Raw genomic sequence first — 24,379 nt, 5'->3', positions numbered from 1 at the left:
GGCGCCGATTAAACCGCCGCGACCAGCGAACAGAATAAAAGGACCGAGAAATGACCACCCTCATCAGGACGCCGCGCGCCGACAGGTCGCGGGCGGCGTCGCCCGCCCTCGCCTTGACACTGCGCATTGCGCGAACCCGCGACAGGTTTCCCGCCGCGCTGGCCGGCATCGCCGCCCTGTTCGCCCTCTGCTTCGCCATCGACGCTCAGGCGCAGCAGGTCACGAATCCCGGCGACATCATCGTCGAACGCACCGTGACGCCGCGCGACGCCTTTGTGTCCGTGCCTCGCGACCAGGACCCGGTCGCAGTGCGCGCCACCACTTTCCCGGCCAACTCGTTCAATCCGGCCATCGCCCAACTGGTGGGCGATACCGATCTGACGAACGCGCACGGGTCCAGCGGTGTCGCCGACAACGGCGTGCTCGGCGGCACCGGCATGCAGGCAGTCACACAGATCCTCAGCGGCCGCGCGACCGGCAACAACATCGCGCTGAATTCCGGTTCGATCGGCGCGCCCGCCGCGGGCATCGGCGGAACGATTACGTCGTCGGTGACCGGCGCGCTGGCGCCTCTGTCGAACGTGCTCAGCGGCACGCTCGGAGGTCTGAAATGAACTCGCTCAAGTTCGATCCGCTGCGGCTGGCCCTCTGCGTGTGCCTGAGCGGCGCGGCCCTCGCAGCCGGCCACGCGCATGCGCAATCGGCGCCCCGCGTCAGCGCCGACGCGACCATCGGCAACGGTGCGGGCGCGGGTGTGACCGGCGCGTTCACCGTCAACGAGACGGCGGGGATCGATAACGCCCAGGCCAATCAGGTGACGATCACGACCGGCGGCTCGATCGCCGGCAACGACAACGCGAGCGTGCAAAGCGCGTCCGGGGCCGCGAAGGTCACCAGCGCGCGAGCCACGATCGAAGCCAACGCTTTTTCGAACACATCCGGTGCGGTGCTGGTGAACCAGTCGGCCGGAGCAGGGAATCTGCAGCGCAACAGCACCCAGATCGGGACTGGCGCGCTCGGAGTCGAGACCGTCTCGGATGGGGAGCTATCCGCGACGGCCCCGAAAAACGGAAGTCTGGGTCAATCCATCGGGGTTCATAGCGTCCGCGAGGCAAACATCTCCAGCGATGCCTTCAGGAACGTCAACGGGATCGTGCAGATCAACCAGGCAGCCGGCGCCGGTAATGCAACGGCAAACAGTTTTGTGCTCCGTCCCCCGGCGGGCACTTTTTTTAACTGACCACACTTAAAGTATCGGAGCGAATCATGAAGCGCACTCTTATTGCTGCAGCCGTACTCGTCGCCGCATCCAGCAGCGCATTTGCTGCGAAGCCCGTCTACCTGTTCAATGCCACGATGATCGGCGAAGCAGTCGGCGTCGAAGGTCTGGTCGGACTGTACGGTTGCGTCCACGTGTCGAGCACGGCCGGCGCGGTGATCAACAACACCCAGTCGGTCAACGTGCAGGCGATGCTGATCCCGCAAGCGCAAAGCTACACGGTCGGCGCGGTCACGAAGACCTACAACGACACGGATGCCTCGATCAAGACCAGCGGCACGGCCAGCCTCACGACGACCCAGTCGCATACGACGCACTCGTCCGGCTCGCAATCGTTCGAAGCCTCGGGCGGCTATGTGTACGGCAGCCAGAGCAAGTCGGTATCGGGCGGCGGCTATGAAGGCAGCCAGCAGGCTTCGGGCATCGTCGGCGGCTTCTCGCACACGGCGTCGAATTCCGGCGGCCATATTGCGGCGGGCGGCTCGATCGGCGGCGGTTACACCACACATTCGTCGCGCGACGGCGCCTCGTTCAGCGCGGGCGCAGGCTTGCAGGCCGGCTATCGCGAATCGAGCTACGCGAACTCGTCGGGCGTCGCAGGCGGCTTCGAAGCGTCGGAAGCATCCGGGCAAGGCAAGGTGTGGAGCTTCAACGCCAACGAAGGTTCGGGCTATGCGGCAGTCGCCGAACAGTCGTCCGGTCATTCGAGCAGCCATACCTCGTCGAGCGACTCCTACGGCGCCAAATGGGACGTCAACGCCAGCCTGAAGACGACCAACGACACGACCAGCGGCTACGTCACGCAATACACCAACACCCAGGCTCCGGGCACGCTGACCGCGACCACCGGCACCAACGCAGCCAACAGCGTGTCGGGCAACCTCGGCATCAACATCGCGGAAGGCATCAGCAATGCGCAAAGCAACGACACGTCGCTGGCCTCGGTCGATGTCGGCAACGTGTTCGGCAATGCGCAGATCTTCAGCTCGCAAGCGTCGGCCGGCAACGCAACGATCAACAACTTCAATCTGAACGCGTCGATCGGTGATGGCTCGCTGTCGGGCGTGTCGGGCAACGTCGGGGTGAACGTGGCCTCGGGTATCGGCAACGTGCAGAACAACAGCCTCGCCGGTGCTGTGACGACGAAGACGCAAGGCGATGTCTCGACCACCGCGATGGTCGCCACGGACGACAACTCGCAATCCGCCACGATGGCGGTTGCCGGTCAATTCCAGGGCACCGCGACGCTGGGCGCCAACTCGCTCTATATGGCGTCGGGCAACATCGGCGTGAACATCGCGGGCGGCGCGGGCAACCTGCAACACAACGGCCTTGCGATCGCAGCGCTGAACAGCGGCAAATAAGCTGACCGGCACAAAAAGCCAGAAGCACATCGGGAGGGACGTGCCGGCCGCCATCCAGGGCGGCCGGCACGGATAAAAGCAGGAGACCAGTATGTCCGGGTTCAAGGGGTTCCCGGCGCGACGGCTGTTGGCCGTAGCGCTGGCAGGCTGCACTCTGTGCGTGGACCAGACTTACGCACAGTCGAGCATCGACACGTCCACGCTCGTGGGCGTGCCGTTGACGAAAACGATCCGTTCGATGAAGGACATTCGTTACAGCCACGTCGTCAGCCAGCAATTCGACTACAGCTGCGGCGCGGCAGCGCTCGCCACCCTTCTCAAGTTCGGCTACGGAATCGACATTCCGGAAACCGAACTGATCCGCCGGATGATGGTTTTCTCGACGCCCGACGTCGTAGTCAAGAACGGCTTCTCGATGCTCGACATGAAGAAGTTCGTCGAGACCATCGGCTTGCGCGGCCGCGGCTTCCGGGTCAACACCGACGCGCTCACCCATCTGCAGATTCCCGTGATGGTTCTGATGAACATTGACGGATACGAGCATTTCGTGATCGTCAAGCATGTGGAGAACGGCCGCGTGTTTCTCGCGGACCCGGCGCTCGGCAATCGCATCGTGCTCGAAGAGGATTTCGCGAAGACCTGGAACGGTCTCGTGTTCGCGGTCCTCGGCAAACCCTTCAGGGAGGATTCCCCGCTGTTGCAGGACAACGAGTCGCTCGCGCTCAAGCTGCGCGCCAGCGCGCTGGCTAACGGCACCGCCGCGACTCCCTTTGTCGAGTATGGCTTGATCAAGGCAGACCTGTTCTGACCCAACCATGAAGCAACATCTCACACAGCTCGGGCTTGCCTTCTGCGCCGTCGCATTCGGCGCAACCGGCAGTGCTCATGCATCACAGGGCATCGGCTCGCCAGCGGCGCCGGAAGCGCTCGCTTCGTCAGCCGGTTCTCGCGACCTGGCCTCCGCCGCCGTCAAGGTGCAGATGGTCGACGACGACGTGCTCGCCGGACAGACCGGCAAATACGTCGGCGCCACGATGATTTCCGGCTTCGTCCTGAACGTGCTTTCGCAATGGCAGTTGCCCAACGGCGTGAACGCGCTTGCGCAGGGGACGCTCGGCGCGGTGCGCAATACGGCCGGTCAGCTCGTCAGCACGGTCAGCACATTGGCCAGCGTGACGGGCAATGCACACGGCGATTCGGGGGCCAATCCCAACGCGCAGGCAAACGGCGGACAGAGCATCGCGGTCAACGGCGTGTCGCAGGTCACGCAGGTTGCCGGCGACAGCAACAGCGGCTTTAACGCCGCGACGATCGACTTCACCAGCGGCGCGCTGCCGTCGACGGGCACCGCCAATGCCCCATCGGCTGCGGCCAGCAATAGCAACGGCTCGGTCAAGGCCGGCATCTCGTTCGGCAGCAACGGCGTGCAGGTCGCGCTGCAAACGCCGGCCGGGCTCGCCACCCAGACCATCACGCCGGGCAACGGCCAGATCGCCCAGCTACTCCAGATTGCAGGCAACAACCAGCAGGTCGCCAATGCGCTTCAGTTGCATCTGCAGACGCAGCAGATGTCGGCCGCCATGCTCCGCCAGATCGGCGTACTACAAGCACTGCAAAACAGGAGATAGACCGCACCCGACAGGAGAAAAAACGGCGGGCCGCCACCCGCCAGACAAGCAGCAAACGCAGCAAGAGCAGTACAGATACGGCCGCGCAACGCCTTCGCCAGACCAGCAGGCAGCGCCCGGCCGGAACACCGGGGGAGCACAAAATGACAAGACTTTCATCGATCAGGGCGCCGCGCATGGCGCTGGCGGCCATTCCGGCCGCCGCCATGCTGTTTGCGTTTTCACAAGGCGCGGCCGCTCAGGCGTTGGCGCAGCAATCCGTAGAAGATCGGCTGAATACGTTGATGAGGGTCGTCGACGAGCAGCAGCGGCAGATTCATTCACTCGAACGTCAGGTCACCGATCTGGAGATGTCGCAACGCGGGCGCGGCATACCGGGTGCGGGTGCGCCCGCAGGCAGCGAAGCGGTGGCGGAACAACCCGGCGCGGACGGCTTGCCCATGCCGTTGCCGCCGCTCGCGCAGGTCAATCCCGGCACACCCGCGCCGGGCGGCAACACGGGCACGGCGACCGGCGTGCCCGTCAACCCGCCGCCGCCCGACGGCAGCAGCGGCAGCAGCGGCAACAGCGGCAGCAGCGCGGGCGGCCTGCCGCAAGCCACTGACGGCAGCGGCCGCAGCGGCACCGTCGGCCAGACCCAGCAAGCCGCCGAACCGACGCGCACGCAAGCCGAGCAGGCCGTCGTGCAACGCGAACACGCGCCGCTATTCGACCACAAGCTGACGATGGACCTCGGCTTCAGCGACACGTACTACGATCGCCGCCAGTTGCAGTTGTCGGGCTTCCTCGCACTCGACGCGATTTTCCTCGGCAACATCAACCTGGGTCAGACCAAGTCGCACCAGGTGATGGCCGATCTCGACACGCGCTACGGCCTGACCGACCGGATCAGCGTCGATGTCGACGTGCCGTACGTGTACCGGCATAGCAACTTCATCGTCGGCGGTGCGGGCGGCGCGGCCAGCACGCTGTCGGACGCGTCGGTGAGCAGCAACGCGATCGGCGACGTCAACTTCGGGATCTACTACCAGTTCCTGAAAGAGACCAACAGCATGCCGGACGTGGTCGGCAGCCTGCGCTTCAAGGCGCCCACCGGCACCTCGCCGTTCGGCCAGAAAGTCGTGCAGATCGACGCGAACAACACCAATCTGGTCGCGCCGACCGAGCTGCCCACCGGCACCGGTTTCTGGAGTGTCACGGCCGGCGTCTCGGTGCTGAAGACCTACGACCCGGTGGTGCTGTTCGGCAGTCTTTCGTACACCTACAACATCGCGCGTTCGTTCGCGGACATCTCCTCCGTGCAGGGACAAACCGAGCCGGCCACGGTCAAGCTCGGCGACGTCGTGCAGTTCGGCGGCGGCGTGGCGCTCGCTTTTTCGGACAAGGATTCGGCCAGCATCTCGTTCACGATGGCGCTCGAACCCGAATCGAAAACGCGTGCGCCGGGCGGCTCCTACTCGAAGGTGCCGGGCAGCGAAACCACGGCAGCAGCGATGAATTTCGGCCTGAACCACGTCGTGAACAAGCACCTGACGATCAACGGCTCGGTTTCCGTCGGCATGACGCCCGACGCGCCGAACTTCGTGGTCGGCGTGCGGTTTCCCTACACCTTCTGACGTGATCACAAAGCGAGGTCGTCCGTGCGTCAATCACCTCATCTGACCCATGTTGTAAAGGTGGCGGGAGCCGCGGCGGGTACGCATCTGTCGCTCGCGGTGCCGGGTGGAACGGCTGCCGCTATGTCCGCCGACGTCACCCCTTGCCGCGCGCAACCGAAAGCGGCAGAGACCAGCGCGGCGGCGGAGCATGCCGCTGCCGAACGCCGGCTGATTTACGTCGCGCGTACGCTCGACGAAACGCTGATCGCGCATCTGAAAAGCCGCGGCTGGCATGTTTCGGCAGCGCGTTCGGCCCATGAACTCGGGCGGCTGGTGAAGCCCGATCTGGCCTGCGCGGGCATCGTCGATCTGGCGAGCTTTCCGCCGCGCGATCTGGCCGGGCTTGAAGCCAGCCTGCGCCAGCAGCAGGTCGGCTGGATCGCGCTCGCCACCCGCGAGCGGCTCAACGATCCGCTGGTGCGGCGGCTCGTGCGCCACTACTGTTTCGACTACGTCAAAATGCCGGTCGCCCACGCGACGGTCGACTATCTGGTCGGCCACGCGTTCGGCATGATGACGCTGTGCGACCCCGAAGCCGCGCCGCCCGTCAGCGAATCCGGCGACGACGAAATGGTCGGCACCTGCGAAGCGATGCAGCAACTCTTTCGCACGATCCGCAAGGTGGCGAACACCGACGCGAGCGTGTTCATCTCGGGCGAATCGGGCACCGGCAAGGAACTGACCGCGCTCGCGATTCACGAGCGCTCGCCCCGCCGCAAAGCGCCGTTCATGGCGATCAACTGCGGAGCGATTCCGCATCATCTGCTGCAATCCGAACTGTTCGGCTACGAGCGCGGCGCGTTCACGGGCGCGAATCAGCGCAAGATAGGACGCGTCGAAGCCGCCGACGGCGGCACGCTGCTGCTCGACGAAATCGGCGATCTGCCGCTCGAAAGTCAGGCGAGCCTTTTGCGCTTCCTGCAGGAAGGCAAGATCGAACGGCTGGGCGGCCGCGAATCGATTCCGGTCGACGTGCGGATCATTTCCGCAACCCACGTCGATCTCGAAGACGCGATGCGCGACGGACGCTTCCGTGCCGACCTGTTCCATCGTCTGTGCGTGCTGCGCGTCGACGAGCCGCCGCTGCGCGCGCGCGGCAAGGACATCGAAATTCTCGCGCATCACATTCTGGGCAAGTTCAAGACCGACAGCGCGCGCAAGATTCGCGGCTTCGCGCCATCCGCGATCGAGGCGCTGTACAACTACAACTGGCCCGGCAACGTGCGCGAGCTGATCAACCGTGTGCGCCGCGCGATCGTGATGGCGGAGAACAAACTGATTTCCGCCGACGACCTCGATCTCGCGCAATTCACGGAGCAGCAGACCATGACGCTGTCGCAGGCACGCGAGGCCGCCGAGAAACGCGCGATCGAAGCGGCGTTGCTGCGCCATCGGCATCGGCTGAGCGAGGCGGCGGCGGATCTGAACATTTCGCGTGTGACGCTGTACCGGCTGATGGGTCAGCATGGTCTGCGCGAGTTAAGCGCCGTCGACGAAAAAGCGGGGCCCGGCGACGACGAACCGGCACCGGCGTGAAGCCGGCGCTTCGGCGGGACGGGCCGCCTTGACGATGGCGGCGGCCCGTCAGGCGCGTCAGGTAGAATCGTCCGGATTACATTTCCCTTTTCCATTCGATGACGACGCTCACCCTGATCGTCGCTCGCGCCAACAACGGCGTGATCGGCCGCGACAACCAGTTGCCCTGGCGACTCCCCGAAGACCTCGCGTTCTTCAAGCGCACCACGATGGGCGCGCCCATCATCATGGGCCGCAAGACGCATGAATCGATTGGGCGGCCGTTGCCTGGACGCCGCAACATCGTCGTGACACGGGATGCGACTCGCCGCTTCCAGGGCTGCGACGCCGCCACCACGCTCGAAGACGCGCTCACGCTGGCCGCACAGGATCAGGCACCGGAAGCGTTTCTGATCGGCGGCGCGCAGTTGTACTCGGAAGGCTTGCGGCAGGCGGACAAGCTGATCGTCACCGAAATTTCCGCCGATTTCGAAGGCGACGCCACCTTCCCCGAGCTGGACGAAAACGAGTGGGAAGAAGTCGCGCACGAGACGCATCGCGCGGACGCACCGAATGACTTCGATTACGCGTTCGTCACGTATAAGCGCAAGGGCGCCTGAGGTTTCGCGGGCGCGAAGCCGACGCGAAACCGACGCGAAGCCGGAAGCCTCGCCAGGTCCGGGAACACGAAAAAAAACGCCACGCAAAATATTGCGTGGCGTTTTTTTATTTGCTGCCGGGCGTTCAATCGGCTCGCGGTGAAAACCGCTTACTGTCCGGCAATCGTCATCCGTTCGATCAGCACCGAACCCGTCTGCTTGGTGCCGCGCGTGATCGTATCCGCGCCGACCGCGACGATATGGCGGAACATTTCCTGCAACGTGCTCGCCACCGTGATCTCCTCGACCGGATACTGGATCTTGCCGTTCTCCACCCAGAAACCCGACGCGCCGCGCGAATAATCGCCCGTCACGTAGTTCACGCCCTGCCCCATCAGTTCGGTCAACAACAGGCCCGTGCCGAGCTTGCGCAGCATCTCTTCGAAATCGTCTTCGGGACGCGTGTTCGAGCTTTTGAACGACAGATTGTGCGAGCCGCCCGCGTTGCCGGTGGTCTGCATGCCGAGCTTGCGCGCGGAATACGTGGACAGGAAATAGCCTTCCACCACGCCGTCTTTCACGACCGAACGCTGTTTCGTGCGCACGCCCTCTTCGTCGAACGGCGCGCTGCCCATGGCACGCGCGACGTGCGGGTCTTCGACCACCTGGATGTGCGGCGCGAACACCGGCTTGCCGAGGCTGTCGACGAGGAACGACGTCTTGCGATACAGCGCGCCGCCGCTCGTGGCCTGCACGAATGCGCCGAGGATGCCCGCAGCCAGCGGCGCTTCGAACAGCACCGGCACCTTGCGCGTATCGAGACCGCGTGCGCCGATGCGCGAGAGCGCGCGTTGCGCCGCGTAACGGCCGACCGCTTCGGGATCGGCGAGATCGGCGGCGTTACGGGTGGACGTGTACCAGTCGTCGCGCTGCATGTTGCGGGCGCTGCCGGCAATCGGCGCGCACGCAATGTAGTGACGCGAGTACGGATAACCGGCCATAAAGCCGCGCGACGTGGCCAGCACGAACTGCGAGTGCTGCGCCGAGACGCTTGCGCCTTCGGAGTTCTTGATCTGCGGATCGGTGGCGAACGCGGCGTCTTCCGAGCGACGCGCGATTTCGACCGCTTCATCCGCCGACAGATTCCACGGGTGATAGAGATCGAGATCGCGCGGATCGGTTTCGAGCAGTTCGGCTTCGGCGAGACCGGCGCAATCGTCTTCCGCCGTGAAGCGCGCGATGTTGTAGGCGGCCGCGACCGTGTCTTTCAGTGCCTGCGACGAAAAGTCGGAGGTGCTCGCATTGCCGCGCTTGTTGCCGATGAACACCGTCACGCCGACCATCTTGTCGCGGTTGTGTTCGATCGTCTCGACTTCGCCGCGCCGCACGGAGACGGACAGGCCGTCGCCTTCGGAAATCTCGGTTGCCGCGTCGGTGCCGCCGAGTGACTTCGCGTGACGAAGGATGTCCGAGGCGATTTCCTTCAGTTCATCCTGGGTATGCGGAAAAAAGCGCTGCTTGACGTCCATGTCTGCTGCCATTGTCGTTGCCATCCTGTTCGGGGCCGAGCGGCCCTTGAGTGTTTGCACATGCCACGCGCACGCGTGACCAAGCATCCCGCGATCATAGCAAGGTACGCGACGCCGTACCTGGCAATCACTTCGCATTTGCATGGGGATTTGGCGCGGGGAATGTCTGGAGTTTCAGCGGGGTGTCTGGTTGGGCACTCGCCGCACATGAGCCGCACTTTGGCCCCGTGAATTGCGAGTGCATTGCCCACGCCTGCCTGGCATTTACCTGCGATCGGCTAAAGGGCCGCGCGGCTGCTCGCGCAACCCGCGAAGCCCCGATTGCCGCCGCTTTGCGAGTTCGGCGGTGCCCGGCACGCTACAATATCGGTATGACACGCAAAACCCGCATTCAACCCATCGAGTCCGCCGAACCGGAAGTCGACGAAAACGGCTACGACCGTCCCAGCAAGTCCCAGCTCAAGCGCGAAATGCACGAGCTTCAGGAGCTGGGCGCGGCGCTGATCGCGCTGCCCAAAGACGCGCTCAAGCGCATGCCGATGCCCGAAAAGCTCGACGACGCCGTACGCGAAGCACGCCGCATCACCGATCACGAAGGCAAACGCCGCCAGGTGCAGTACGTCGGGCGCGTGATGCGCTCGCTGTTCGACGACGAAACCGCCGCGCTGCGCACCGCGCTCGACACCTACAACGGCGTCAACAAGGCCGAAACGGCCAAGCTGCACTGGATCGAACGCACCCGCGAAAAACTGCTCGCCGACGACGCCGCACTGACCGATTTCATCCGCCAGCACCCGAACGCCGACCCGCAGCAAGGCCGCACGCTGATCCGCAACGCCCGCAAGGAAGCGCAGCAGAGCAAGCCGCCGCGCTACTTCCGCGAACTGTTCCAGTGGATCAAGAACGCGGACGGCCCGTCGGCACAGTCCGATTCCGACGCCGACCACCCGCTGGACGACGACGATGACGACCGCGACGATTAAACCCGCGGCTATCCAACGCAATCATCCCGACGAAATCGTGATCGGCCTCGTGTCGATCAGCGACCGCGCGTCCACCGGCGTTTACGAGGACAAAGGCATTCCGGCGTTGCAGGAATGGCTCGGCACGGCGTTGACGTCGCCGTGGCAGGTCGTCACGCGTCTGATTCAGGACGACGCGCCGACCATTTCCGCGACGTTGACCGAACTGGTCGACGAAGTGGGCTGCGATCTGGTGCTGACCACTGGCGGCACGGGTCCGTCACGCCGCGACGTGACGCCCGAAGCGACGCTCGCGGTTGCGACCAAAGACATGCCGGGATTCGGCGAGCAGATGCGGCAGATCAGCCTGAACTTCGTGCCCACGGCTATTTTGTCGCGCCAGGTGGCGGTGATTCGCGAAACGGCGGATCACGCGGCGCTGATCATCAACTTGCCGGGTCAGCCGAAGTCGATCAAGGAAACGCTGGAAGGTTTGCGCGATGCCGAAACCGGCGCGGTGAAGGTGCCGGGCATTTTCGCGGCGGTGCCCTACTGCATCGACCTGATTGGCGGTCCGTATGTGGAAACCAGTCCAGACGTGGTGAAGGCGTTCCGGCCGAAAAATGCGGTGCGCGCGCCGCAGCAGGGTTAAACGTAATCCGGCGGTTCGCGGCTGCGGAGTGGGCCGGGAAAGCTGGTTCCCGACCTCTCACGAAAAGGCGTCAGCAGCGGCGGCGGCCCAACGACAAGCACCGCTGCTGCATCAAACTACGCGCTTATTCAGCGCTACCCGAAGCTTCCGGCGCGGCCGGAATCAGGAAATGCTCACGGTAGTACTTCAGTTCGTCGATCGACTCGTGAATGTCGGCGAGCGCCGTGTGCATCGCGCGCTTCTGGAAACCCTTGTAAATCGCAGGCTGCCAGCGACGGCACAATTCCTTGAGCGTGCTGACGTCGAGATTGCGGTAATGGAAAAACTGCTCCAGTTCCGGCATCCAGCGCGCCATGAAGCGACGGTCCTGGCAGATCGAGTTGCCGCACATCGGCGATTTGCCCGGCGGCACGTACTGGCCGAGAAACTCGCGAATCTGCTCGACGGCATCGGCTTCGCTCACCGTGGACGCCTTCACACGGTCGATCAGCCCCGAGCGGCCATGCGTGTTCTGATTCCACTGATCCATCTTGGCGAGCGTTTCGTCGCTCTGGTGAATCGCAAGCACCGGGCCTTCGACCAGCCGGTCGAGCGTCGAATTCGTCACCACTACCGCGATTTCGATGATGCGGTCGGAGTCGGGCTCGAGCCCGGTCATTTCCATGTCCAGCCAGACAAGATTCATGTCGCTGCGTACGAGCGGCTGTTCGGTGGATGCGAGGATGTCAGTCATGAAGGCAACCCTGATGACCGGGCAAACGGCCGCTGTAAAAGCCGCCTGCCACGGAAATTGTTCGTATGAGATTTGGTTCTGGCGCCCGGCTGGAGCGCCGGTTTGAACGCCCCCCGCCGCGAGGCGGGAAGAAACATATAATTCTCGCATAGATACCACGGAATCCCCGGATGCCCACCCTGTACTTCACCGTTCTGTTCGTCATCGCCGTCGTCGCGATGGTCGGCACCAAACTATGGCTCGCGTCGCGGCAAATCCGCTTCGTCGCCGCGCATCGCGAGCAGGTGCCAAGCCAGTTTGCCGGCACCATTGCGCTCGCCGCCCACCAGCGCGCCGCCGACTACACCATCGAGCGCACCCGTCTGACGATGATCGAGATCGTCGTCAGCGCAGCCGTGCTGATCGGTCTCACGCTGCTGGGCGGCGTGCAGGCACTCGACCTCGCCATCTCCGACTGGATCGGCCGCGGCTACGCCGGCCAGATCGCACTGGTCGCGGCCGTGATCGCGATCACCAGCGTGATCGACCTGCCGTTCGAGTATTACCGGCAGTTCGTCGTCGAACAGCGCTTCGGCTTCAACCGGATGAGCAAGGGCATTTTCTTCGTCGACCGTCTGAAGGGCGTACTGCTCGGCGCCGCCTTCGGCCTGCCTCTGCTGTTCGTCGTGCTGTGGCTGATGAATCAGGCCGGCAGCCTTTGGTGGCTGTGGACGTGGGTCGTGTGGGTCGCGTTCCAGATGCTCGTGCTGGTGCTGTATCCGTCGTTTATCGCACCGCTTTTCAACAAGTTCGAGCCGCTGAAGGACGAAGCGCTGAAAAGCCGCATCGAAGCGCTGATGCAGCGCTGCGGCTTCGCGGCCAAGGGCCTGTTCGTGATGGACGGCAGCCGCCGTTCCGCGCACGGCAACGCGTACTTCACCGGCTTCGGCGCGGCCAAGCGGATCGTGTTCTTCGACACGCTGCTCGCGCGTCTGTCGGGCAACGAGATCGAAGCCGTGCTCGCGCACGAACTCGGTCACTTCAAGCGCCGTCACGTGATCAAACGCATGCTGGTCACGTTCGCGATCAGCCTCGTGATGCTCGCGCTGCTCGGCTGGCTCACGCAATGCGTGTGGTTCTACGAGGGCCTGGGCGTGCGGCCGTCGCTGATCGGCGGCAATAGCGGGCTTGCGCTGGTGCTGTTCTTCCTCGCGCTGCCGGTGTTCGTGTTCTTCGTGACGCCGCTCGGCAGCCTCAGCTCGCGCAAGCACGAGTTCGAAGCCGACGCCTTCGCCGCCACGCAAACCGACGCGCAAGATCTCGTCAACGCGCTCGTCAAACTGTACGAGGACAATGCGTCGACGCTGACGCCCGATCCGCTTTACACCGCGTTTTATTACTCGCATCCGCCGGCATCGCAGCGGATCGACCGACTGATGCGTCACGCATGAGCGGCCGCTCCCCGAAGAAGGCGGCGCGCGCCCAGTCCGGCACGCGCGTAGGCGGGCTCGTCGTAGCCGCGCATGGCCGCCACTACCTGGTCGCGCCCGAAGACGGCGGTCCGATGCTGCAATGCTTCCCGCGCGGCAAGCGCAGCGAAATAGCGGTCGGCGATCGTGTGATTTACGAGTCGGCGTCAGCGGATCAAGGCGTGATCGTCGAAATCGGCGAGCGGCGCAATCTGCTGTATCGCTCGGATCAGTACAAGTCGAAGCTGTTCGCGGCCAATCTCGATCAGTTGCTGATCGTGCTCGCCACCGAACCGCACTTCAGCGAGGACCTGCTCGGCCGCGCGCTGGTTGCAGCGGAAGCGAACGAACTGAAGCCGCTGATCGTGCTGAACAAGATCGACGTGACGATCGCGCTCGAGGGTGCGCGCAAGCGGCTCGAGTCGTATCGCGCGCTGGGTTATACGGTCGTCGAGGTGTCGATCAAGACGCAGCCCGACGCGGCGCGTGCTGCGTTGATCGAACATCTGCATGGTCATTCGACGCTGCTGCTCGGCCAGTCCGGCATGGGCAAATCGACGCTCGTCAATCTGCTGATTCCCAACGCCGAAGTCGCCACGCGCGAAATTTCGACCGCGTTGAACAGCGGGCGTCACACCACGACGTTCACCCGCCTCTACCCGCTGCCCGACAGCGCGGATGGCGAAGGCGGCGCGTTGATCGACTCGCCGGGTTTTCAGGAGTTCGGCCTGCATCACCTGACCGAAGGACGGCTCGAACGCGCGTTCCCCGAGTTCCGGCCGCTGCTGCCGAATTGCCGCTTCTACAACTGCCACCATTTGCAGGAGCCCGGCTGCGCGATTCTCGAAGCCGTCGCCGATGGCCGCATCCGCCGCGAACGGCATACGCTCTATACGCAACTGGTTCACGAAGCCAGCCAGATCGTCCGCTGACATGAAACTGATGCGCGCGCCGAATCTGATTACCGGACAGCACTGGGTCAACGTGCTGGCGACGGCGGGCATCGCGTCCGAGTTGCACAACCGGTATCTGAACGGCGCTCTCGGCGATATCCCGGCGGATCAATGCGCGCCCGAATTGTGGCTCGTCGATGAGCGCGACGAGGCGATCGCGCGAAGGTTGATCGAAGCAGCGCGGCACGGTCCGGCGGCGGGGTCTCCGGGCTGGCGGTGCCGTCAGTGCGGCGAAGCGCTGGAAGCGCAGTTCACCGTGTGCTGGCAGTGTGGGACGGAGCGTGATCCTCGGGACGATTGAGAGTGTGATTCGAATGCTGATGAAGCAATAAAAAACCGGGCAATGCCCGGTTTTTTATTGCGCTACGCTGGCCAGCCGATCTCAGGCAAGCCAGACCGCGATGGTCAGCATCAGCAGCAGAATCATCCACAGCACTACTGCGCGCCACACCAGCCCCACCGCTGATTGCAGCGTACGCGGCGTGCAATCGTCGCCAACCTGCATCGGACCGCCGTCGCCGGTAGCCAGCGCGTCAAGGCTTGACGGCTCGGCCAGCGGCCCGCTCAAACGTGCGCCCAACGCGCCACTGCCCGCTGCCAGCAACACGCCGTCGTTAGCGTCCGGCCACTGACGCGCGTGATTGCGCCACGCATAAATCGCGTCCTCGAAATTGCCGACAATCGCAAAACCCAACGACGTCAGCCGCGACGGCACCCAGTCGATCACGAAGAACGCACGCTGCGCGAAACTCGAAAACGCGGCGGTACGCTCGTCGCCCGGCTGTGCCCACGCGCGCGCGAGATATTCGGCGATCCGGTAGAGCACCGCGCCCGCCGGCCCAACCGGAATCAGAAACCAGAAGAACACGCCGAACACATGCCGATGCGACGCCACGACCGCGTGAATAAGCGTATGACGCACGATTTCGCTGACGGGCATGTCGACGGTATCGAGCCCGGTCCACTCGTTGAGAATTTCGCGAGCACGCGGCACGTCGTCGTTATTCAATGCGAGGTGGATGTCCGTGAAATAGTGGCTGAACTGCCGGAAGCCGAGCGTGAAATACAACACCGCGACGTTCCAAAGAAACGCCAGCGCAAAGTGAATGTGATAGAGCACGTAGTAGACGAGCGCGACGACCAGCGTCCAAGGCACCACCACCACGAGCCACGCGAGCAAGCCGTGCTTGGGCTTGCCGGCATCGAATCCGTGCGCCGCCGACTCCGCGTGGTATTGAAGCAGCGCGGACACCGGATTATTCGGTGACAGTGCACGTACCTGTTCAATGATCAGAGCCAGCAATACGGAGAAAAAAGTCATGCGATGCGCCGTGCTTTTTAAGTTTTACGATTGATTTATAACGATAGCACAGGGTCGGATGCGACTGAGCGCAGGCGCTGACAAACACGCGACAACTGCACAGACCGACTTGATTTACGCAGCAAGATAGCGATACAGATTGCGCAGCATGGCCGCCGTCGCACCCCAGATGAAATGGTGACCACCGATCGCGCCGCCGCCTTCGTCGACCACTGTCGATTCATCGCGCGGATAAGGCATCGCGAAGAAGCGGCGCTCGCCGCCCTCGTAACGGAACACGCGCTCTTCGTGATTCGCGGGATTCATCAGGAAAGCGAGCGGCACCTCGAAGACTTCGGCCACTTCGAGGGCGTCCATTTTCAGCGCAAACGGCGGATGGACAAGACCGATCACAGGTGTCACGCAGAAGCCGGTGCCGGTCAGGTAGTCGGGTAATGCGCCAAGAATTTCGACCCGGGAAGGCGCCAGGCCGACCTCTTCCTGCGCTTCACGCAAGGCGGTCGCGGTGGCGTCGTCGTCAAAGGGTTCGTGACGGCCGCCAGGAAAGCTCACCTGCCCGGCATGATCGTTCAGATGATCGGCACGCTGCGTCAGCAATACCGTCAGCCCACTTTCGCGGACCACCAGCGGCACCAGCACGGCAGCAACGCGGGGATCGGCGTGGGTATCGCGCCACGGCGCTTCGATGATCGGCTCCGGCGTCCACGCGAGGTTTTGCTCGAAGCGTGCGCGCAGGCCATCGGGCGTGAGACGCTCGCCGGTCACCGGCGACAGATGGGAGCCCGTCGCGACGACAGGCAGTGATTCGGGCTCAAAGACGGGACGGGTCAACGGGTCTCTCGAATAGGCGGATTGGGGTATGCCGCTATTTTGACCTGGCAAACAAAAAAGCACCCACAGGGGGTGCTTTTTCTTACAGCATTTACGCTTGGGAAGCAGCGCGGTCTTTCGAGACCAGCTTTTCCTTGATTCGAGCCGACTTGCCCGAACGGTCGCGCAGGTAGTACAGCTTGGCACGACGCACATCGCCACGACGCTTCACGACGATGCTTGCCAGCAGCGGCGAGTACGTCTGGAACGTACGCTCGACGCCTTCGCCCGACGAAATCTTACGGACGATGAACGACGAATTCAGACCACGGTTACGCTTGGCGATAACGACGCCTTCGTAAGCCTGAACACGCTTACGCGTACCTTCAACCACGTTCACGCTGACGATCACCGTGTCGCCCGGAGCGAATTCGGGGATGGTCTTCTCGCCGAGGGCGCGGCCGATTTCTTCCTGCTCGAGTATTGCAATCAGATTCATGACTGACTCCTAGATCCATCTTGTCGGCGTTCGTACCTGCCTCGCACTCAGTTTCCTTACGTGCTTGGCGACGGCCCCGATAGAGGATGGGTTCACATCTGGCACCGTGCACGCATGCGCGGCGCCGCCTGGTGTCCGCTCGAAAGACCGGCGGCTTTACGCCTTCGACTCTTCTTTTGCGAGACTCGTAAGCCATGCCTCATCGGCACGGCTCAACATTTTGTTCTTTCTGGCCTTCACGATCAGATCGGGCCGCTTGTTCAACGTATTGCGCAAGGCTTCGCGCCGACGCCACGCCTCGATTTCCTTATGATGGCCGCCGAGCAGCACATCGGGCACACGCACGCCGTCGTATTCCTCGGGACGTGTGTAATGCGGACAATCAAGCAGCACGTCGACAAAGCTGTCCTGCACGGCCGATTGCGAGTCGTTCAGCACGCCGGGCAACTGACGTACGACTGCGTCCATCAATGCCATGGCAGGCAATTCGCCGCCCGACAGCACGAAGTCGCCAAGACTGACTTCTTCGTCGACAAAACGGTCGAGCAAACGTTGATCGATCGCTTCGTAGCGCCCGCACAACAGGATCAGACCGGGCTCGGCAGCGAACCGCATGACACGGTCGTGATTCAACGTAGCACCTTGCGGTGACATCATCACGACGCGCGATGCGCCGATGCCCTGCTCTGCCTGAGCCGCCTTCGCGGCACCGATCGCGTCTTCCAGCGGCTTGGCCAGCATGACCATGCCGGGGCCGCCACCGTACGGGCGATCGTCGATTGTGCGGTAGTTGTCGGTTGTGAAATCGCGCGGGTTCCACGTACGCAACCCATAGCGCTCCTGTTTCGCGGCTCGGCTGGTGATACCCCAGTCGGTCAGCGCGCGAAACATGTCAGGAAAGAGCGTTACGACATCGAACTGCATCGCTCTCTCCGTTCAGCGAATGATTTAGTAATCGGCTTCCCACTCGACGGTAATCTGCTTCGCCGCCTGGTCCACCGTTTTGACAAAGACGCCGACGAACGGGATCAAGCGCTCACCGGCAATCGGCTTGCCATTTTTGTCAGTAGCCGGATATTCGATACGCATCACCGAATGCGCACCGTTGTCGATCATGTCTGCAACCTTGCCGAGATTGACTCCGGCAACGTTCACCACATCCAGGCCGAGCAGGTCGACCCAGTAGAATTCGTCGGCTTCGAGAGCCGGAAATTCGCTGCGGCTGATATAAATGCGGGTACCGCGGAGTGCCAGTGCCACATCGCGGTCAGTCACGCCGCCCAGATGGGCAACCACACTGTCGCTATGCGTTTTCGCCTGCAATGACGGCGCCGATTTGCGCTCGTGACCTTTTAGAAGCCACCAGCGTTTCGCACTCAGCAGGGCATCGCCGCCATGCCCGGCATCTGCATGAGCAGCTACCTTGACCCAGCCCTTAAGGCCGTAAGCATCGACGATAGCGCCAACCTCGACCGCGTCGGCCGGCCAGCTTTCCACTGTTTCCGCGCGCATTTCTGCTACAGCGGAACCAGAGTTTGCAGCATTGGCTTTCGCCTTGCCTTCGGCTCGCTCGACCGGCTTGCGGACGAATGCACCGAATGGCGCCTGATCAGACGTCTTCGCGCGCGGACCTGCCGCTTTTGCCTTCACGCGATCTGGACTGCCGGAATCACGCTCAGACATAACAACACCTCGCTGCCAGCTTCGACGTCTGCGTCAGTAAAACAACTGGCGCATCGGACTGCTCACGCAAGCTGCGCGAGCCGCCGGCCGAACCGACGACGATACGCATGCTAGCTACCATTAAGCAGCCGGCTGCGCCTTTTGCGCTTCTTTCACGAGACGCTCGACGGTCGGCGACAGTTGTGCGCCAACACCTTGCCAGTACGTCAGGCGATCCTGAGCGATACGCAGGGCTTCGCCCTTCGTAGCGACCGGGTTGTAGAAACCAACGCGCTCGATAAAGCGGCCGTCACGACGGTTACGCGAATCGGTTGCGACGATGTTGTAGAACGGGCGCTTCTTGGAGCCGCCACGAGCCAAGCGGATGATGACCATACTAGAATCCTTGAAAACCGGGGTTCGGAACGACTGAAACACGCGATTATAGCGGGAAACCGACGCCATAACAAACACTTACGGCGATAAACTGAGTAACCGCGTTGCGCCGGCCGTCCGGACGAAGGTCCAGGACCACGCCGAAACGCCCGAAATACTTGACGGAGCGCCCGTGAAACTGCTGCCATCGACTGCGTTTTTGCTCGCTTTTTTTCTCGTTTTCGTTCGACTTGCTTCTTTCCAACGCGCTTCGCACGGTCGGATTTTGCGTTGCGCGGCCGCGTCGCTGGTCGCCGGACATGCATTATCGGCGTTCGCCGCGCTACCGGTCGAGCGTATCAAGTTGCCCACGGGGTTTCACATCGAAGTCCTGTCGGACGCCGTGCCGAGCGCGCGCGCGATGGCGCTTTCGCCGAAAGGCATTCTCTATATAGGCAGCCTCGACGGCCACGTCTACGCGCTCGAATTGCAAAACGGCCGCGTGACGGGGCGCCACGTGATCGCATCAGGCCTGGAAAGTCCGGCCGGCGTGGCGTGGCGGGATGGCGCGCTCTACGTCTCGGCGGTATCGAAAATACTGCGCTTCGATGCAATTGATACGCACCTGAATGATCCCCCCAAACCCGCGGTGGTCATCGACACGCTGCCCACGGAAACGCATCACGGCTGGAAATTCATCGGCTTCGGTCCGGACGGCAAGCTGTATGTACCGCAAGGCGCGCCCTGCAATGTCTGCCTGAAAGACCGCAACAAATTCGGGATGATCGGCCGCATGGACCCGGACGGCAGTCATTACGAAGTCGTAGCGCGCGGTATACGCAATTCGGTCGGATTTGCGTGGCATCCAGTGACGCACGAAATATGGTTCACCGATAACGGCCGTGACGAAATGGGCGACGATGTTCCCAACGACAAACTCAACCGCGCTTCGCGCGCCGGGATGGACTTCGGCTTCCCGTATTGCCATGGCGGCGACACGCCCGACCCCGAGTTCGGCAAAGATCATCCGTGCAGCGCATTTACTCCCCCGGTGGTCAAACTCGGCGCACACGTTGCCGCGCTGGGCATGCGCTTTTATACCGGCGCGATGTTTCCGGCTGCCTATAAGAACAACATCTTCATCGCCGAGCACGGATCGTGGAATCGCAGCAAAAAGGTCGGCTATCGCGTCGTGCGCGTCATCACCGACCCGGATGGCGGCAATGCGCATCAGGAAGTCTTTGCCGAAGGATGGCTCCAGCCAGGCGAAAACGTCTGGGGCCGCCCCGCCGACGTCCTGCCGCTCCCCGACGGTTCATTGCTAATCAGCGACGATTACGCCGGCGCGATTTACCGCGTGACGTACGCAGCACCCTAGTCTTGACGATCTCTACGACAAGGAGGCCCACTCCAGCGGGCCTCGCCAAAACGCCCCTCCGTTCGCAACAACCTCGCACGCGACATTCACCACCTCCACTACTACCTATCGCGCCCGCCTTGTGACCGCTCCCACCAGGCGGGCGTAGAATGCGCGTCGGTCCACGCCGAACCGGGTGTGCCACTCCTTTCGACCACCTGCCACTCTGCCCACGCCCTACTCCATGTCCACCCTGGTCTCAGCTTCCACGCGCTTCAGATCCAAGACAATTACCGCCGCACTGGCGTTCTTCCTGGGCAGTCTCGGCGCTCATCGGTTCTATCTGTATGGCAAACGCGACTTCTACGGCTGGGCGCATGTGGTCGGCACGCTAATGGGCATTCCCGGCGTATTGCTGCTGGTCGCTAGCGAACGGGCCTCGATGCCGGGCTGGGTGTTGGCCTTCTTCGGCACCGTGTCCGTACTCTCGGCGTTTCTCGCTGCAATCGTCTACGGGCTGCGCCCCGATGAAAAATGGGACGCGCAGTTCAATGCGCACACTCAACAAAAAAGCCAATCCGGCTGGACGGTCATCTTCATCGTGATCTTTTCGCTACTGATCGGTGCATTTCTGCTGATGACCGCCCTCGCTATTACGTTCCAGACCTATTTCGAAAATCAGGTCGAGGCGGCTAAAGAACTTTCCCAGTAACCAGCCGGCACCCGAGTCGCGCTAGAACAAATTCATTTGTGAATTGACTCGCGCCGGCTCCTCGGCCTTTTGCGGCTCGATCCGGCGAAAATGGGACATATCGAGAATGCCCCGATCGCGCCGATTCAACCCCAGGCGGCGTACCGCCTTGTGAAACCGCTGCCTGAGCAGATCGGCCCACAAACCTTCTCCTTTCATGCGCGTGGCGAAATTCGAATCGTAGTCTTTGCCGCCCCGCATATCGCGCACACGACTCATCACACGGTCGGCCCGATCGGGGAAGTGCGCAGCAAGCCAATCCTTGAACAACGGTGCGACTTCCCACGGCAATCGCAACACGATATAGCTCGCATTGCTCGCGCCCGCTTCCGCGCAAGCTTCGAGCACGCGCTCCATGTCTGGCTCGGTGACAAACGGAATCACCGGCGCAATGCTGACACCGACTGGAATGCCTGCCTCGCTCAACGTGCGGATGGTCCGCAACCGGCGCGACGGCGTCGCCGCGCGCGGTTCGAGCGTGCGCGCAATCTCCGCGTCCAGCGTGGTAATCGTAATCGCGGCCATGAATTGCCCGCGCGCGGCCATCGGGGCGAGGATGTCGATATCGCGCTCGATCAGCGATGACTTCGTGATGGCAGCAAACGGCTGGTTACGCTCGGCTAACACTTCGACGACCCTGCGCGTTAACCTGAGATCACGCTCAGCAGGTTGCCAGGCATCTGTGTTAACGCCCAACGCAATCGGCTCCGGCACATACGACTTCTTCGATAGCTCCCGCTCGAGCAATTCAGGCGCGTTGATCTTTGCGTAGATCCGGCTTTCGAAATCGAGCCCCGGCGATAGCCCCAGATAGCTGTGCGTAGGTCGCGCGAAGCAATAAATGCAACCGTGCTCGCAACCACGATACGGATTCAACGACACGCCAAACGGGATATCCGGCGACGAATTGCGCGTGAGAATAGTCTTGGCCCGCTCTTCGAAAATCTGGGTACGCAAGACTTTGGGCTCGTCGCCTTCTACTTCTGCAACGTGCAGCCAGCCGTCGTCCACAACCTCGCGCTGATCGACTTCATAGCGGCCTTGCACATTCGTCACTGCCCCTCGCCCCTTTTTAGGCGTGGGCGGAGCGATCGGAAATTCCTGGATGGAGTAGAGGTCGGAGTCGGTCACGATTGAAGTTGCAAAAAAACAGCGCAGAACACCTGTATAAATATACAGTGTTTACGTTGTTTGTCGAGCCTGACTTCACATCGCAAACCGCCATTCAATCGGGTACCGAGATGGTCAACGTTTCCTTGATTTCCTCCATCACCACATAACTTTTCGACTGCACCGCGCCGGGCAACTGCAGCAGGATGTCGCCGAGCAGCTTCCGGTAGTCAGCCATTTCGCCGATGCGTGCCTTGATCAGATAGTCGAAATCGCCCGACACGAGATGGCATTCCAGCACCTCGGGGATCTTCTGAACCTCGCGCCGGAACTGGTCGAACATGTTGCCGCTCTTGTGGTCCAGCGTGATCTCGACGAACACCAGCAGCGCAGCGCCCAACTCAGCCGGGTTCACGCGCGCGTGGTAGCCGGTGATCACGCCGTCGCGCTCCATGCGCTTGACCCGCTCAATGCATGGCGTGACCGACAGCCCGACCTGTTCCGCCAGGTCTTTCATGGCCATCCGGCCATCCTGCTGCAAAAGCCGCAGGATCTTGTGATCGAGCTTGTCGAGTGCGCGGATCGGTTGGCGCTGTGTTCGCATAGTGTTTTTGCTGAAAATTCTGAAAATACAATAACAAAACCTGCCTGACTGTTAATAGTATAGCGATTAACACTGGGCGATCCGCGTTATACCTCGTGAATCGACGTGAGTCGGAAAATTCCAACGAATCGACGAGCGTATTGCCCTTCAAACTTTCTTGAATACCTGGAGCAGCTATGCGAGTCGTCGTCTTGGGCAGTGGCGTTGTCGGAGTCACGAGCGCGTATTACCTGGCCCGTGCCGGCCATGAAGTGACCGTGATCGACCGGGAAGCAGGTCCGGCGCTCGAAACCAGTTTCGCGAACGCCGGTCAGATTTCGCCGGGCTACGCATCGCCGTGGGCTGCGCCCGGCGTGCCGCTGAAGGCCGTCAAGTGGATGTTCCAGAAACACGCGCCGCTCGCGATCCGACTCGACGGCACGCAATTCCAGTTGCAGTGGATGTGGCAGATGCTGCAGAACTGCACGTCGTCGCGCTATGCGGTGAACAAGGGCCGGATGGTGCGCCTCGCGGAATACAGCCGCGACTGCCTGCAGGCATTGCGTGCGGAGACGGGCATTCAATACGAAGGGCGCACGGGCGGCACGCTTCAGGTGTTTCGTACCCAACAGCAGTTCGACGGCGCGGCAAAAGACATCGCCGTGTTGAAGGAAGCCAATGTGCCCTACGAGTTGTTGTCGCCGTCTGAGCTTGCTCAGGCTGAACCGGCGCTTGCGGCCGTGTCGCACAAGCTGACCGGCGGCCTGCGTCTGCCGGGCGACGAAACTGGCGACTGCCAGATGTTCACCACACGCCTCGCAGCATTGGCCGAAGAATTGGGCGTCAAATTCCGCTACAACACGCCGATCGACTCGCTCGCGATGGCGGGCGACCGTATCGCCGGCGTGCAATGCGGCGCGGAGCTAGTTCGCGCGGATTCGTTCGTGGTCGCGCTCGGTTCGTATTCGACGAAGTTTCTGTCTGGCCTCGTGAAGATTCCGGTTTATCCGCTGAAGGGTTATTCGATCACTGCGCCGATCGTCAACGAAGCAGCGGCGCCTGTGTCGACGGTGCTCGACGAGACGTACAAGATCGCGATCACGCGTTTTGACGACCGCATTCGTGTGGGCGGCATGGCGGAGATCGTTGGCTTCGACAAGTCGTTGCGCCAGGCGCGCCGCGACACGCTGGAACTGTGCGTGAACGATCTGTTCCCCGGCGGCGGCGATACGTCGAAGGCCACGTTCTGGACCGGTTTGCGCCCGATGACGCCGGACGGCACGCCGATCGTGGGCCGCACGCCAGTGTCGAACCTGTTCCTGAACACCGGTCACGGCACGCTCGGCTGGACCATGTCGTGCGGTTCGGGCCAGTTGCTGGCCGACGTGATGTCAGGCAAGCAGCCAGCGATCAAGGCGGATGATCTGTCGGTGCATCGCTACCTTGGCGAGACCGGCGGTGCGCACCGCCCGGCTTATGCCTGAAAGCAACTGACACCGGAATCGTCGTAATAAAAAACGGCGCCTCGAATATTCGAGGCGCCGTTTTCGTTTCCAAGCCAAGTTCAGCTTAAGCCAAGGCCGAAATCTCC

Annotated in this window: 27 protein-coding genes; 16 read left to right on the top strand and 11 right to left on the bottom strand. The window is 62.5% G+C overall.

Features of this window, described 5'->3' with window-relative positions:
• Nucleotides 1-50 precede the first annotated feature (50 nt).
• The 8 genes from ABH945_RS02585 (at nt 51) to ABH945_RS02550 (ending at nt 8,064) form a co-directional block, all read left to right on the top strand.
• Entirely contained in the window at nt 51-614 is a 564-nt protein-coding gene (locus ABH945_RS02585) for a hypothetical protein (protein WP_429249627.1), read from the top strand.
• Complete coding sequence (locus tag ABH945_RS02580) at nt 611-1,240, top strand: hypothetical protein (RefSeq protein ID WP_429249626.1); 630 nt, start codon at nt 611-613, stop codon at nt 1,238-1,240. Before ABH945_RS02585 ends, ABH945_RS02580 begins: the two co-directional genes overlap by 4 nt.
• Nucleotides 1,241-1,266: 26 nt before the next feature.
• Nucleotides 1,267-2,643 carry a hypothetical protein gene (locus tag ABH945_RS02575; RefSeq protein ID WP_074765013.1) on the top strand — a complete coding sequence of 459 codons (1,377 nt, stop codon included), beginning with the start codon at nt 1,267-1,269 and terminating at the stop codon, nt 2,641-2,643.
• Nucleotides 2,644-2,734: 91 nt separating this feature from the next.
• Nucleotides 2,735-3,451: a C39 family peptidase gene (locus ABH945_RS02570; RefSeq protein WP_074765015.1), complete on the top strand. Its 717-nt coding sequence runs from the start codon at nt 2,735-2,737 to the stop codon at nt 3,449-3,451.
• 7 nt (nt 3,452-3,458) lie between these two features.
• Nucleotides 3,459-4,271, top strand: coding sequence for a peptidase C39 (locus tag ABH945_RS02565; RefSeq protein ID WP_429249625.1), 813 nt, complete (start codon nt 3,459-3,461; stop codon nt 4,269-4,271).
• Nucleotides 4,272-4,414: 143 nt separating this feature from the next.
• Entirely contained in the window at nt 4,415-5,887 is a 1,473-nt protein-coding gene (locus tag ABH945_RS02560; protein ID WP_429249624.1) for a hypothetical protein, read from the top strand.
• Between the two features lie 123 nt (nt 5,888-6,010).
• Nucleotides 6,011-7,465, top strand: coding sequence for a sigma 54-interacting transcriptional regulator (locus ABH945_RS02555; RefSeq protein WP_429250352.1), 1,455 nt, complete (start codon nt 6,011-6,013; stop codon nt 7,463-7,465).
• A 98-nt stretch (nt 7,466-7,563) separates the two neighbouring features.
• Complete coding sequence (locus ABH945_RS02550; protein WP_429249623.1) at nt 7,564-8,064, top strand: dihydrofolate reductase; 501 nt, start codon at nt 7,564-7,566, stop codon at nt 8,062-8,064.
• Nucleotides 8,065-8,213: 149 nt separating this feature from the next.
• Here the strand turns inward: ABH945_RS02550 and pmbA are convergent, their stop codons facing one another.
• The gene (gene pmbA / locus ABH945_RS02545) at nt 8,214-9,584 is read right to left on the bottom strand and encodes a metalloprotease PmbA (protein WP_074765025.1); all 1,371 of its coding nucleotides are present in this window, start codon (nt 9,582-9,584) and stop codon (nt 8,214-8,216) included.
• Between the two features lie 359 nt (nt 9,585-9,943).
• Between pmbA and yjgA the strand changes: the two genes are divergently transcribed.
• Entirely contained in the window at nt 9,944-10,555 is a 612-nt protein-coding gene (gene yjgA, locus ABH945_RS02540) for a ribosome biogenesis factor YjgA (RefSeq protein ID WP_429249622.1), read from the top strand.
• Nucleotides 10,536-11,186: a molybdopterin adenylyltransferase gene (mog, locus tag ABH945_RS02535; RefSeq protein WP_429249621.1), complete on the top strand. Its 651-nt coding sequence runs from the start codon at nt 10,536-10,538 to the stop codon at nt 11,184-11,186. Before yjgA ends, mog begins: the two co-directional genes overlap by 20 nt.
• 124 nt (nt 11,187-11,310) lie before the next feature.
• Here mog and orn read toward each other — a convergent pair whose 3' ends face one another.
• On the bottom strand, nt 11,311-11,919 hold the full coding sequence (orn, locus tag ABH945_RS02530; protein ID WP_074765031.1) for an oligoribonuclease: 609 nt from the start codon (nt 11,917-11,919) through the stop codon (nt 11,311-11,313).
• A gap of 170 nt (nt 11,920-12,089) precedes the next feature.
• Here orn and ABH945_RS02525 point away from each other — a divergent pair, with 170 nt between their 5' ends.
• The 3 genes from ABH945_RS02525 to ABH945_RS02515 are packed head-to-tail and all read left to right on the top strand — an operon-like array spanning nt 12,090 to nt 14,621.
• Nucleotides 12,090-13,349: a M48 family metallopeptidase gene (locus ABH945_RS02525; protein ID WP_074765033.1), complete on the top strand. Its 1,260-nt coding sequence runs from the start codon at nt 12,090-12,092 to the stop codon at nt 13,347-13,349.
• Nucleotides 13,346-14,299, top strand: a complete 954-nt coding sequence (gene rsgA / locus ABH945_RS02520) for a ribosome small subunit-dependent GTPase A (protein WP_429249620.1) — start codon at nt 13,346-13,348, stop codon at nt 14,297-14,299. Before ABH945_RS02525 ends, rsgA begins: the two co-directional genes overlap by 4 nt.
• Before the next feature lies 1 nt (nt 14,300).
• Nucleotides 14,301-14,621: a putative signal transducing protein gene (locus tag ABH945_RS02515; protein ID WP_074765037.1), complete on the top strand. Its 321-nt coding sequence runs from the start codon at nt 14,301-14,303 to the stop codon at nt 14,619-14,621.
• 81 nt (nt 14,622-14,702) lie between these two features.
• Here the strand turns inward: ABH945_RS02515 and ABH945_RS02510 are convergent, their stop codons facing one another.
• From ABH945_RS02510 to ABH945_RS02480, 7 genes are all read right to left on the bottom strand, one after another.
• A complete protein-coding gene (locus ABH945_RS02510; RefSeq protein WP_074765039.1) occupies nt 14,703-15,641 on the bottom strand; it encodes a CobD/CbiB family protein in 939 nt (312 codons plus the stop codon).
• 114 nt (nt 15,642-15,755) lie between these two features.
• Nucleotides 15,756-16,472, bottom strand: a complete 717-nt coding sequence (locus tag ABH945_RS02505; RefSeq protein WP_429249619.1) for a CoA pyrophosphatase — start codon at nt 16,470-16,472, stop codon at nt 15,756-15,758.
• A gap of 91 nt (nt 16,473-16,563) precedes the next feature.
• Nucleotides 16,564-16,950 carry a 50S ribosomal protein L19 gene (gene rplS, locus ABH945_RS02500; RefSeq protein ID WP_074765043.1) on the bottom strand — a complete coding sequence of 129 codons (387 nt, stop codon included), beginning with the start codon at nt 16,948-16,950 and terminating at the stop codon, nt 16,564-16,566.
• Nucleotides 16,951-17,106: 156 nt separating this feature from the next.
• A complete protein-coding gene (gene trmD / locus ABH945_RS02495) occupies nt 17,107-17,874 on the bottom strand; it encodes a tRNA (guanosine(37)-N1)-methyltransferase TrmD (RefSeq protein WP_429249618.1) in 768 nt (255 codons plus the stop codon).
• Nucleotides 17,875-17,898: 24 nt separating this feature from the next.
• A complete protein-coding gene (rimM, locus tag ABH945_RS02490) occupies nt 17,899-18,633 on the bottom strand; it encodes a ribosome maturation factor RimM (RefSeq protein WP_429249617.1) in 735 nt (244 codons plus the stop codon).
• Nucleotides 18,634-18,753: 120 nt separating this feature from the next.
• A complete protein-coding gene (gene rpsP, locus ABH945_RS02485; RefSeq protein WP_025600315.1) occupies nt 18,754-19,008 on the bottom strand; it encodes a 30S ribosomal protein S16 in 255 nt (84 codons plus the stop codon).
• A 46-nt stretch (nt 19,009-19,054) separates the two neighbouring features.
• Complete coding sequence (locus ABH945_RS02480) at nt 19,055-19,309, bottom strand: hypothetical protein (RefSeq protein ID WP_429250389.1); 255 nt, start codon at nt 19,307-19,309, stop codon at nt 19,055-19,057.
• Between ABH945_RS02480 and ABH945_RS02475 the strand changes: the two genes are divergently transcribed.
• Nucleotides 19,208-20,365: a PQQ-dependent sugar dehydrogenase gene (locus ABH945_RS02475; RefSeq protein ID WP_429250351.1), complete on the top strand. Its 1,158-nt coding sequence runs from the start codon at nt 19,208-19,210 to the stop codon at nt 20,363-20,365. The two genes, ABH945_RS02480 and ABH945_RS02475, sit on opposite strands and share 102 nt — an antisense overlap.
• 223 nt (nt 20,366-20,588) lie before the next feature.
• A complete protein-coding gene (locus ABH945_RS02470) occupies nt 20,589-21,056 on the top strand; it encodes an NINE protein (protein ID WP_429249616.1) in 468 nt (155 codons plus the stop codon).
• Between the two features lie 21 nt (nt 21,057-21,077).
• Here the strand turns inward: ABH945_RS02470 and ABH945_RS02465 are convergent, their stop codons facing one another.
• Together ABH945_RS02465 and ABH945_RS02460 are read right to left on the bottom strand one after the other, a co-directional pair.
• Nucleotides 21,078-22,226 carry a PA0069 family radical SAM protein gene (locus ABH945_RS02465; RefSeq protein WP_429249615.1) on the bottom strand — a complete coding sequence of 383 codons (1,149 nt, stop codon included), beginning with the start codon at nt 22,224-22,226 and terminating at the stop codon, nt 21,078-21,080.
• 94 nt (nt 22,227-22,320) lie between these two features.
• Nucleotides 22,321-22,809: an Lrp/AsnC ligand binding domain-containing protein gene (locus tag ABH945_RS02460; RefSeq protein WP_074765054.1), complete on the bottom strand. Its 489-nt coding sequence runs from the start codon at nt 22,807-22,809 to the stop codon at nt 22,321-22,323.
• 176 nt (nt 22,810-22,985) lie between these two features.
• Here ABH945_RS02460 and ABH945_RS02455 point away from each other — a divergent pair, with 176 nt between their 5' ends.
• Nucleotides 22,986-24,272 carry a D-amino acid dehydrogenase gene (locus ABH945_RS02455; protein ID WP_429249614.1) on the top strand — a complete coding sequence of 429 codons (1,287 nt, stop codon included), beginning with the start codon at nt 22,986-22,988 and terminating at the stop codon, nt 24,270-24,272.
• Nucleotides 24,273-24,379: the final 107 nt, after the last annotated feature.

The sequence above is a fragment of the Paraburkholderia sp. GAS333 genome (genome assembly GCF_050435665.1).
Classification (GTDB): Bacteria; Pseudomonadota; Gammaproteobacteria; order Burkholderiales; family Burkholderiaceae; genus Paraburkholderia; species Paraburkholderia fungorum_A.
This window is presented reverse-complemented; position numbering and strand designations above follow the sequence as displayed.

What these genes read in the sequence shown, in the direction of transcription:
- ABH945_RS02585 (WP_429249627.1), top strand. Translation starts at nt 51, where the DNA reads ATGACCACCCTCATCAGGACGCCGCGCGCCGACAGGTCGCGGGCGGCG.
- ABH945_RS02580 (WP_429249626.1), top strand. Translation starts at nt 611, where the DNA reads ATGAACTCGCTCAAGTTCGATCCGCTGCGGCTGGCCCTCTGCGTGTGC.
- ABH945_RS02575 (WP_074765013.1), top strand. Translation starts at nt 1,267, where the DNA reads ATGAAGCGCACTCTTATTGCTGCAGCCGTACTCGTCGCCGCATCCAGC.
- ABH945_RS02570 (WP_074765015.1), top strand. Translation starts at nt 2,735, where the DNA reads ATGTCCGGGTTCAAGGGGTTCCCGGCGCGACGGCTGTTGGCCGTAGCG.
- ABH945_RS02565 (WP_429249625.1), top strand. Translation starts at nt 3,459, where the DNA reads ATGAAGCAACATCTCACACAGCTCGGGCTTGCCTTCTGCGCCGTCGCA.
- ABH945_RS02560 (WP_429249624.1), top strand. Translation starts at nt 4,415, where the DNA reads ATGACAAGACTTTCATCGATCAGGGCGCCGCGCATGGCGCTGGCGGCC.
- ABH945_RS02555 (WP_429250352.1), top strand. Translation starts at nt 6,011, where the DNA reads ATGTCCGCCGACGTCACCCCTTGCCGCGCGCAACCGAAAGCGGCAGAG.
- ABH945_RS02550 (WP_429249623.1), top strand. Translation starts at nt 7,564, where the DNA reads ATGACGACGCTCACCCTGATCGTCGCTCGCGCCAACAACGGCGTGATC.
- pmbA (WP_074765025.1), bottom strand. Translation starts at nt 9,584, where the DNA reads ATGGCAGCAGACATGGACGTCAAGCAGCGCTTTTTTCCGCATACCCAG.
- yjgA (WP_429249622.1), top strand. Translation starts at nt 9,944, where the DNA reads ATGACACGCAAAACCCGCATTCAACCCATCGAGTCCGCCGAACCGGAA.
- mog (WP_429249621.1), top strand. Translation starts at nt 10,536, where the DNA reads ATGACGACCGCGACGATTAAACCCGCGGCTATCCAACGCAATCATCCC.
- orn (WP_074765031.1), bottom strand. Translation starts at nt 11,919, where the DNA reads ATGACTGACATCCTCGCATCCACCGAACAGCCGCTCGTACGCAGCGAC.
- ABH945_RS02525 (WP_074765033.1), top strand. Translation starts at nt 12,090, where the DNA reads ATGCCCACCCTGTACTTCACCGTTCTGTTCGTCATCGCCGTCGTCGCG.
- rsgA (WP_429249620.1), top strand. Translation starts at nt 13,346, where the DNA reads ATGAGCGGCCGCTCCCCGAAGAAGGCGGCGCGCGCCCAGTCCGGCACG.
- ABH945_RS02515 (WP_074765037.1), top strand. Translation starts at nt 14,301, where the DNA reads ATGAAACTGATGCGCGCGCCGAATCTGATTACCGGACAGCACTGGGTC.
- ABH945_RS02510 (WP_074765039.1), bottom strand. Translation starts at nt 15,641, where the DNA reads ATGACTTTTTTCTCCGTATTGCTGGCTCTGATCATTGAACAGGTACGT.
- rplS (WP_074765043.1), bottom strand. Translation starts at nt 16,950, where the DNA reads ATGAATCTGATTGCAATACTCGAGCAGGAAGAAATCGGCCGCGCCCTC.
- trmD (WP_429249618.1), bottom strand. Translation starts at nt 17,874, where the DNA reads ATGCAGTTCGATGTCGTAACGCTCTTTCCTGACATGTTTCGCGCGCTG.
- rimM (WP_429249617.1), bottom strand. Translation starts at nt 18,633, where the DNA reads ATGTCTGAGCGTGATTCCGGCAGTCCAGATCGCGTGAAGGCAAAAGCG.
- rpsP (WP_025600315.1), bottom strand. Translation starts at nt 19,008, where the DNA reads ATGGTCATCATCCGCTTGGCTCGTGGCGGCTCCAAGAAGCGCCCGTTC.
- ABH945_RS02480 (WP_429250389.1), bottom strand. Translation starts at nt 19,309, where the DNA reads ATGTCCGGCGACCAGCGACGCGGCCGCGCAACGCAAAATCCGACCGTG.
- ABH945_RS02470 (WP_429249616.1), top strand. Translation starts at nt 20,589, where the DNA reads ATGTCCACCCTGGTCTCAGCTTCCACGCGCTTCAGATCCAAGACAATT.
- ABH945_RS02460 (WP_074765054.1), bottom strand. Translation starts at nt 22,809, where the DNA reads ATGCGAACACAGCGCCAACCGATCCGCGCACTCGACAAGCTCGATCAC.
- ABH945_RS02455 (WP_429249614.1), top strand. Translation starts at nt 22,986, where the DNA reads ATGCGAGTCGTCGTCTTGGGCAGTGGCGTTGTCGGAGTCACGAGCGCG.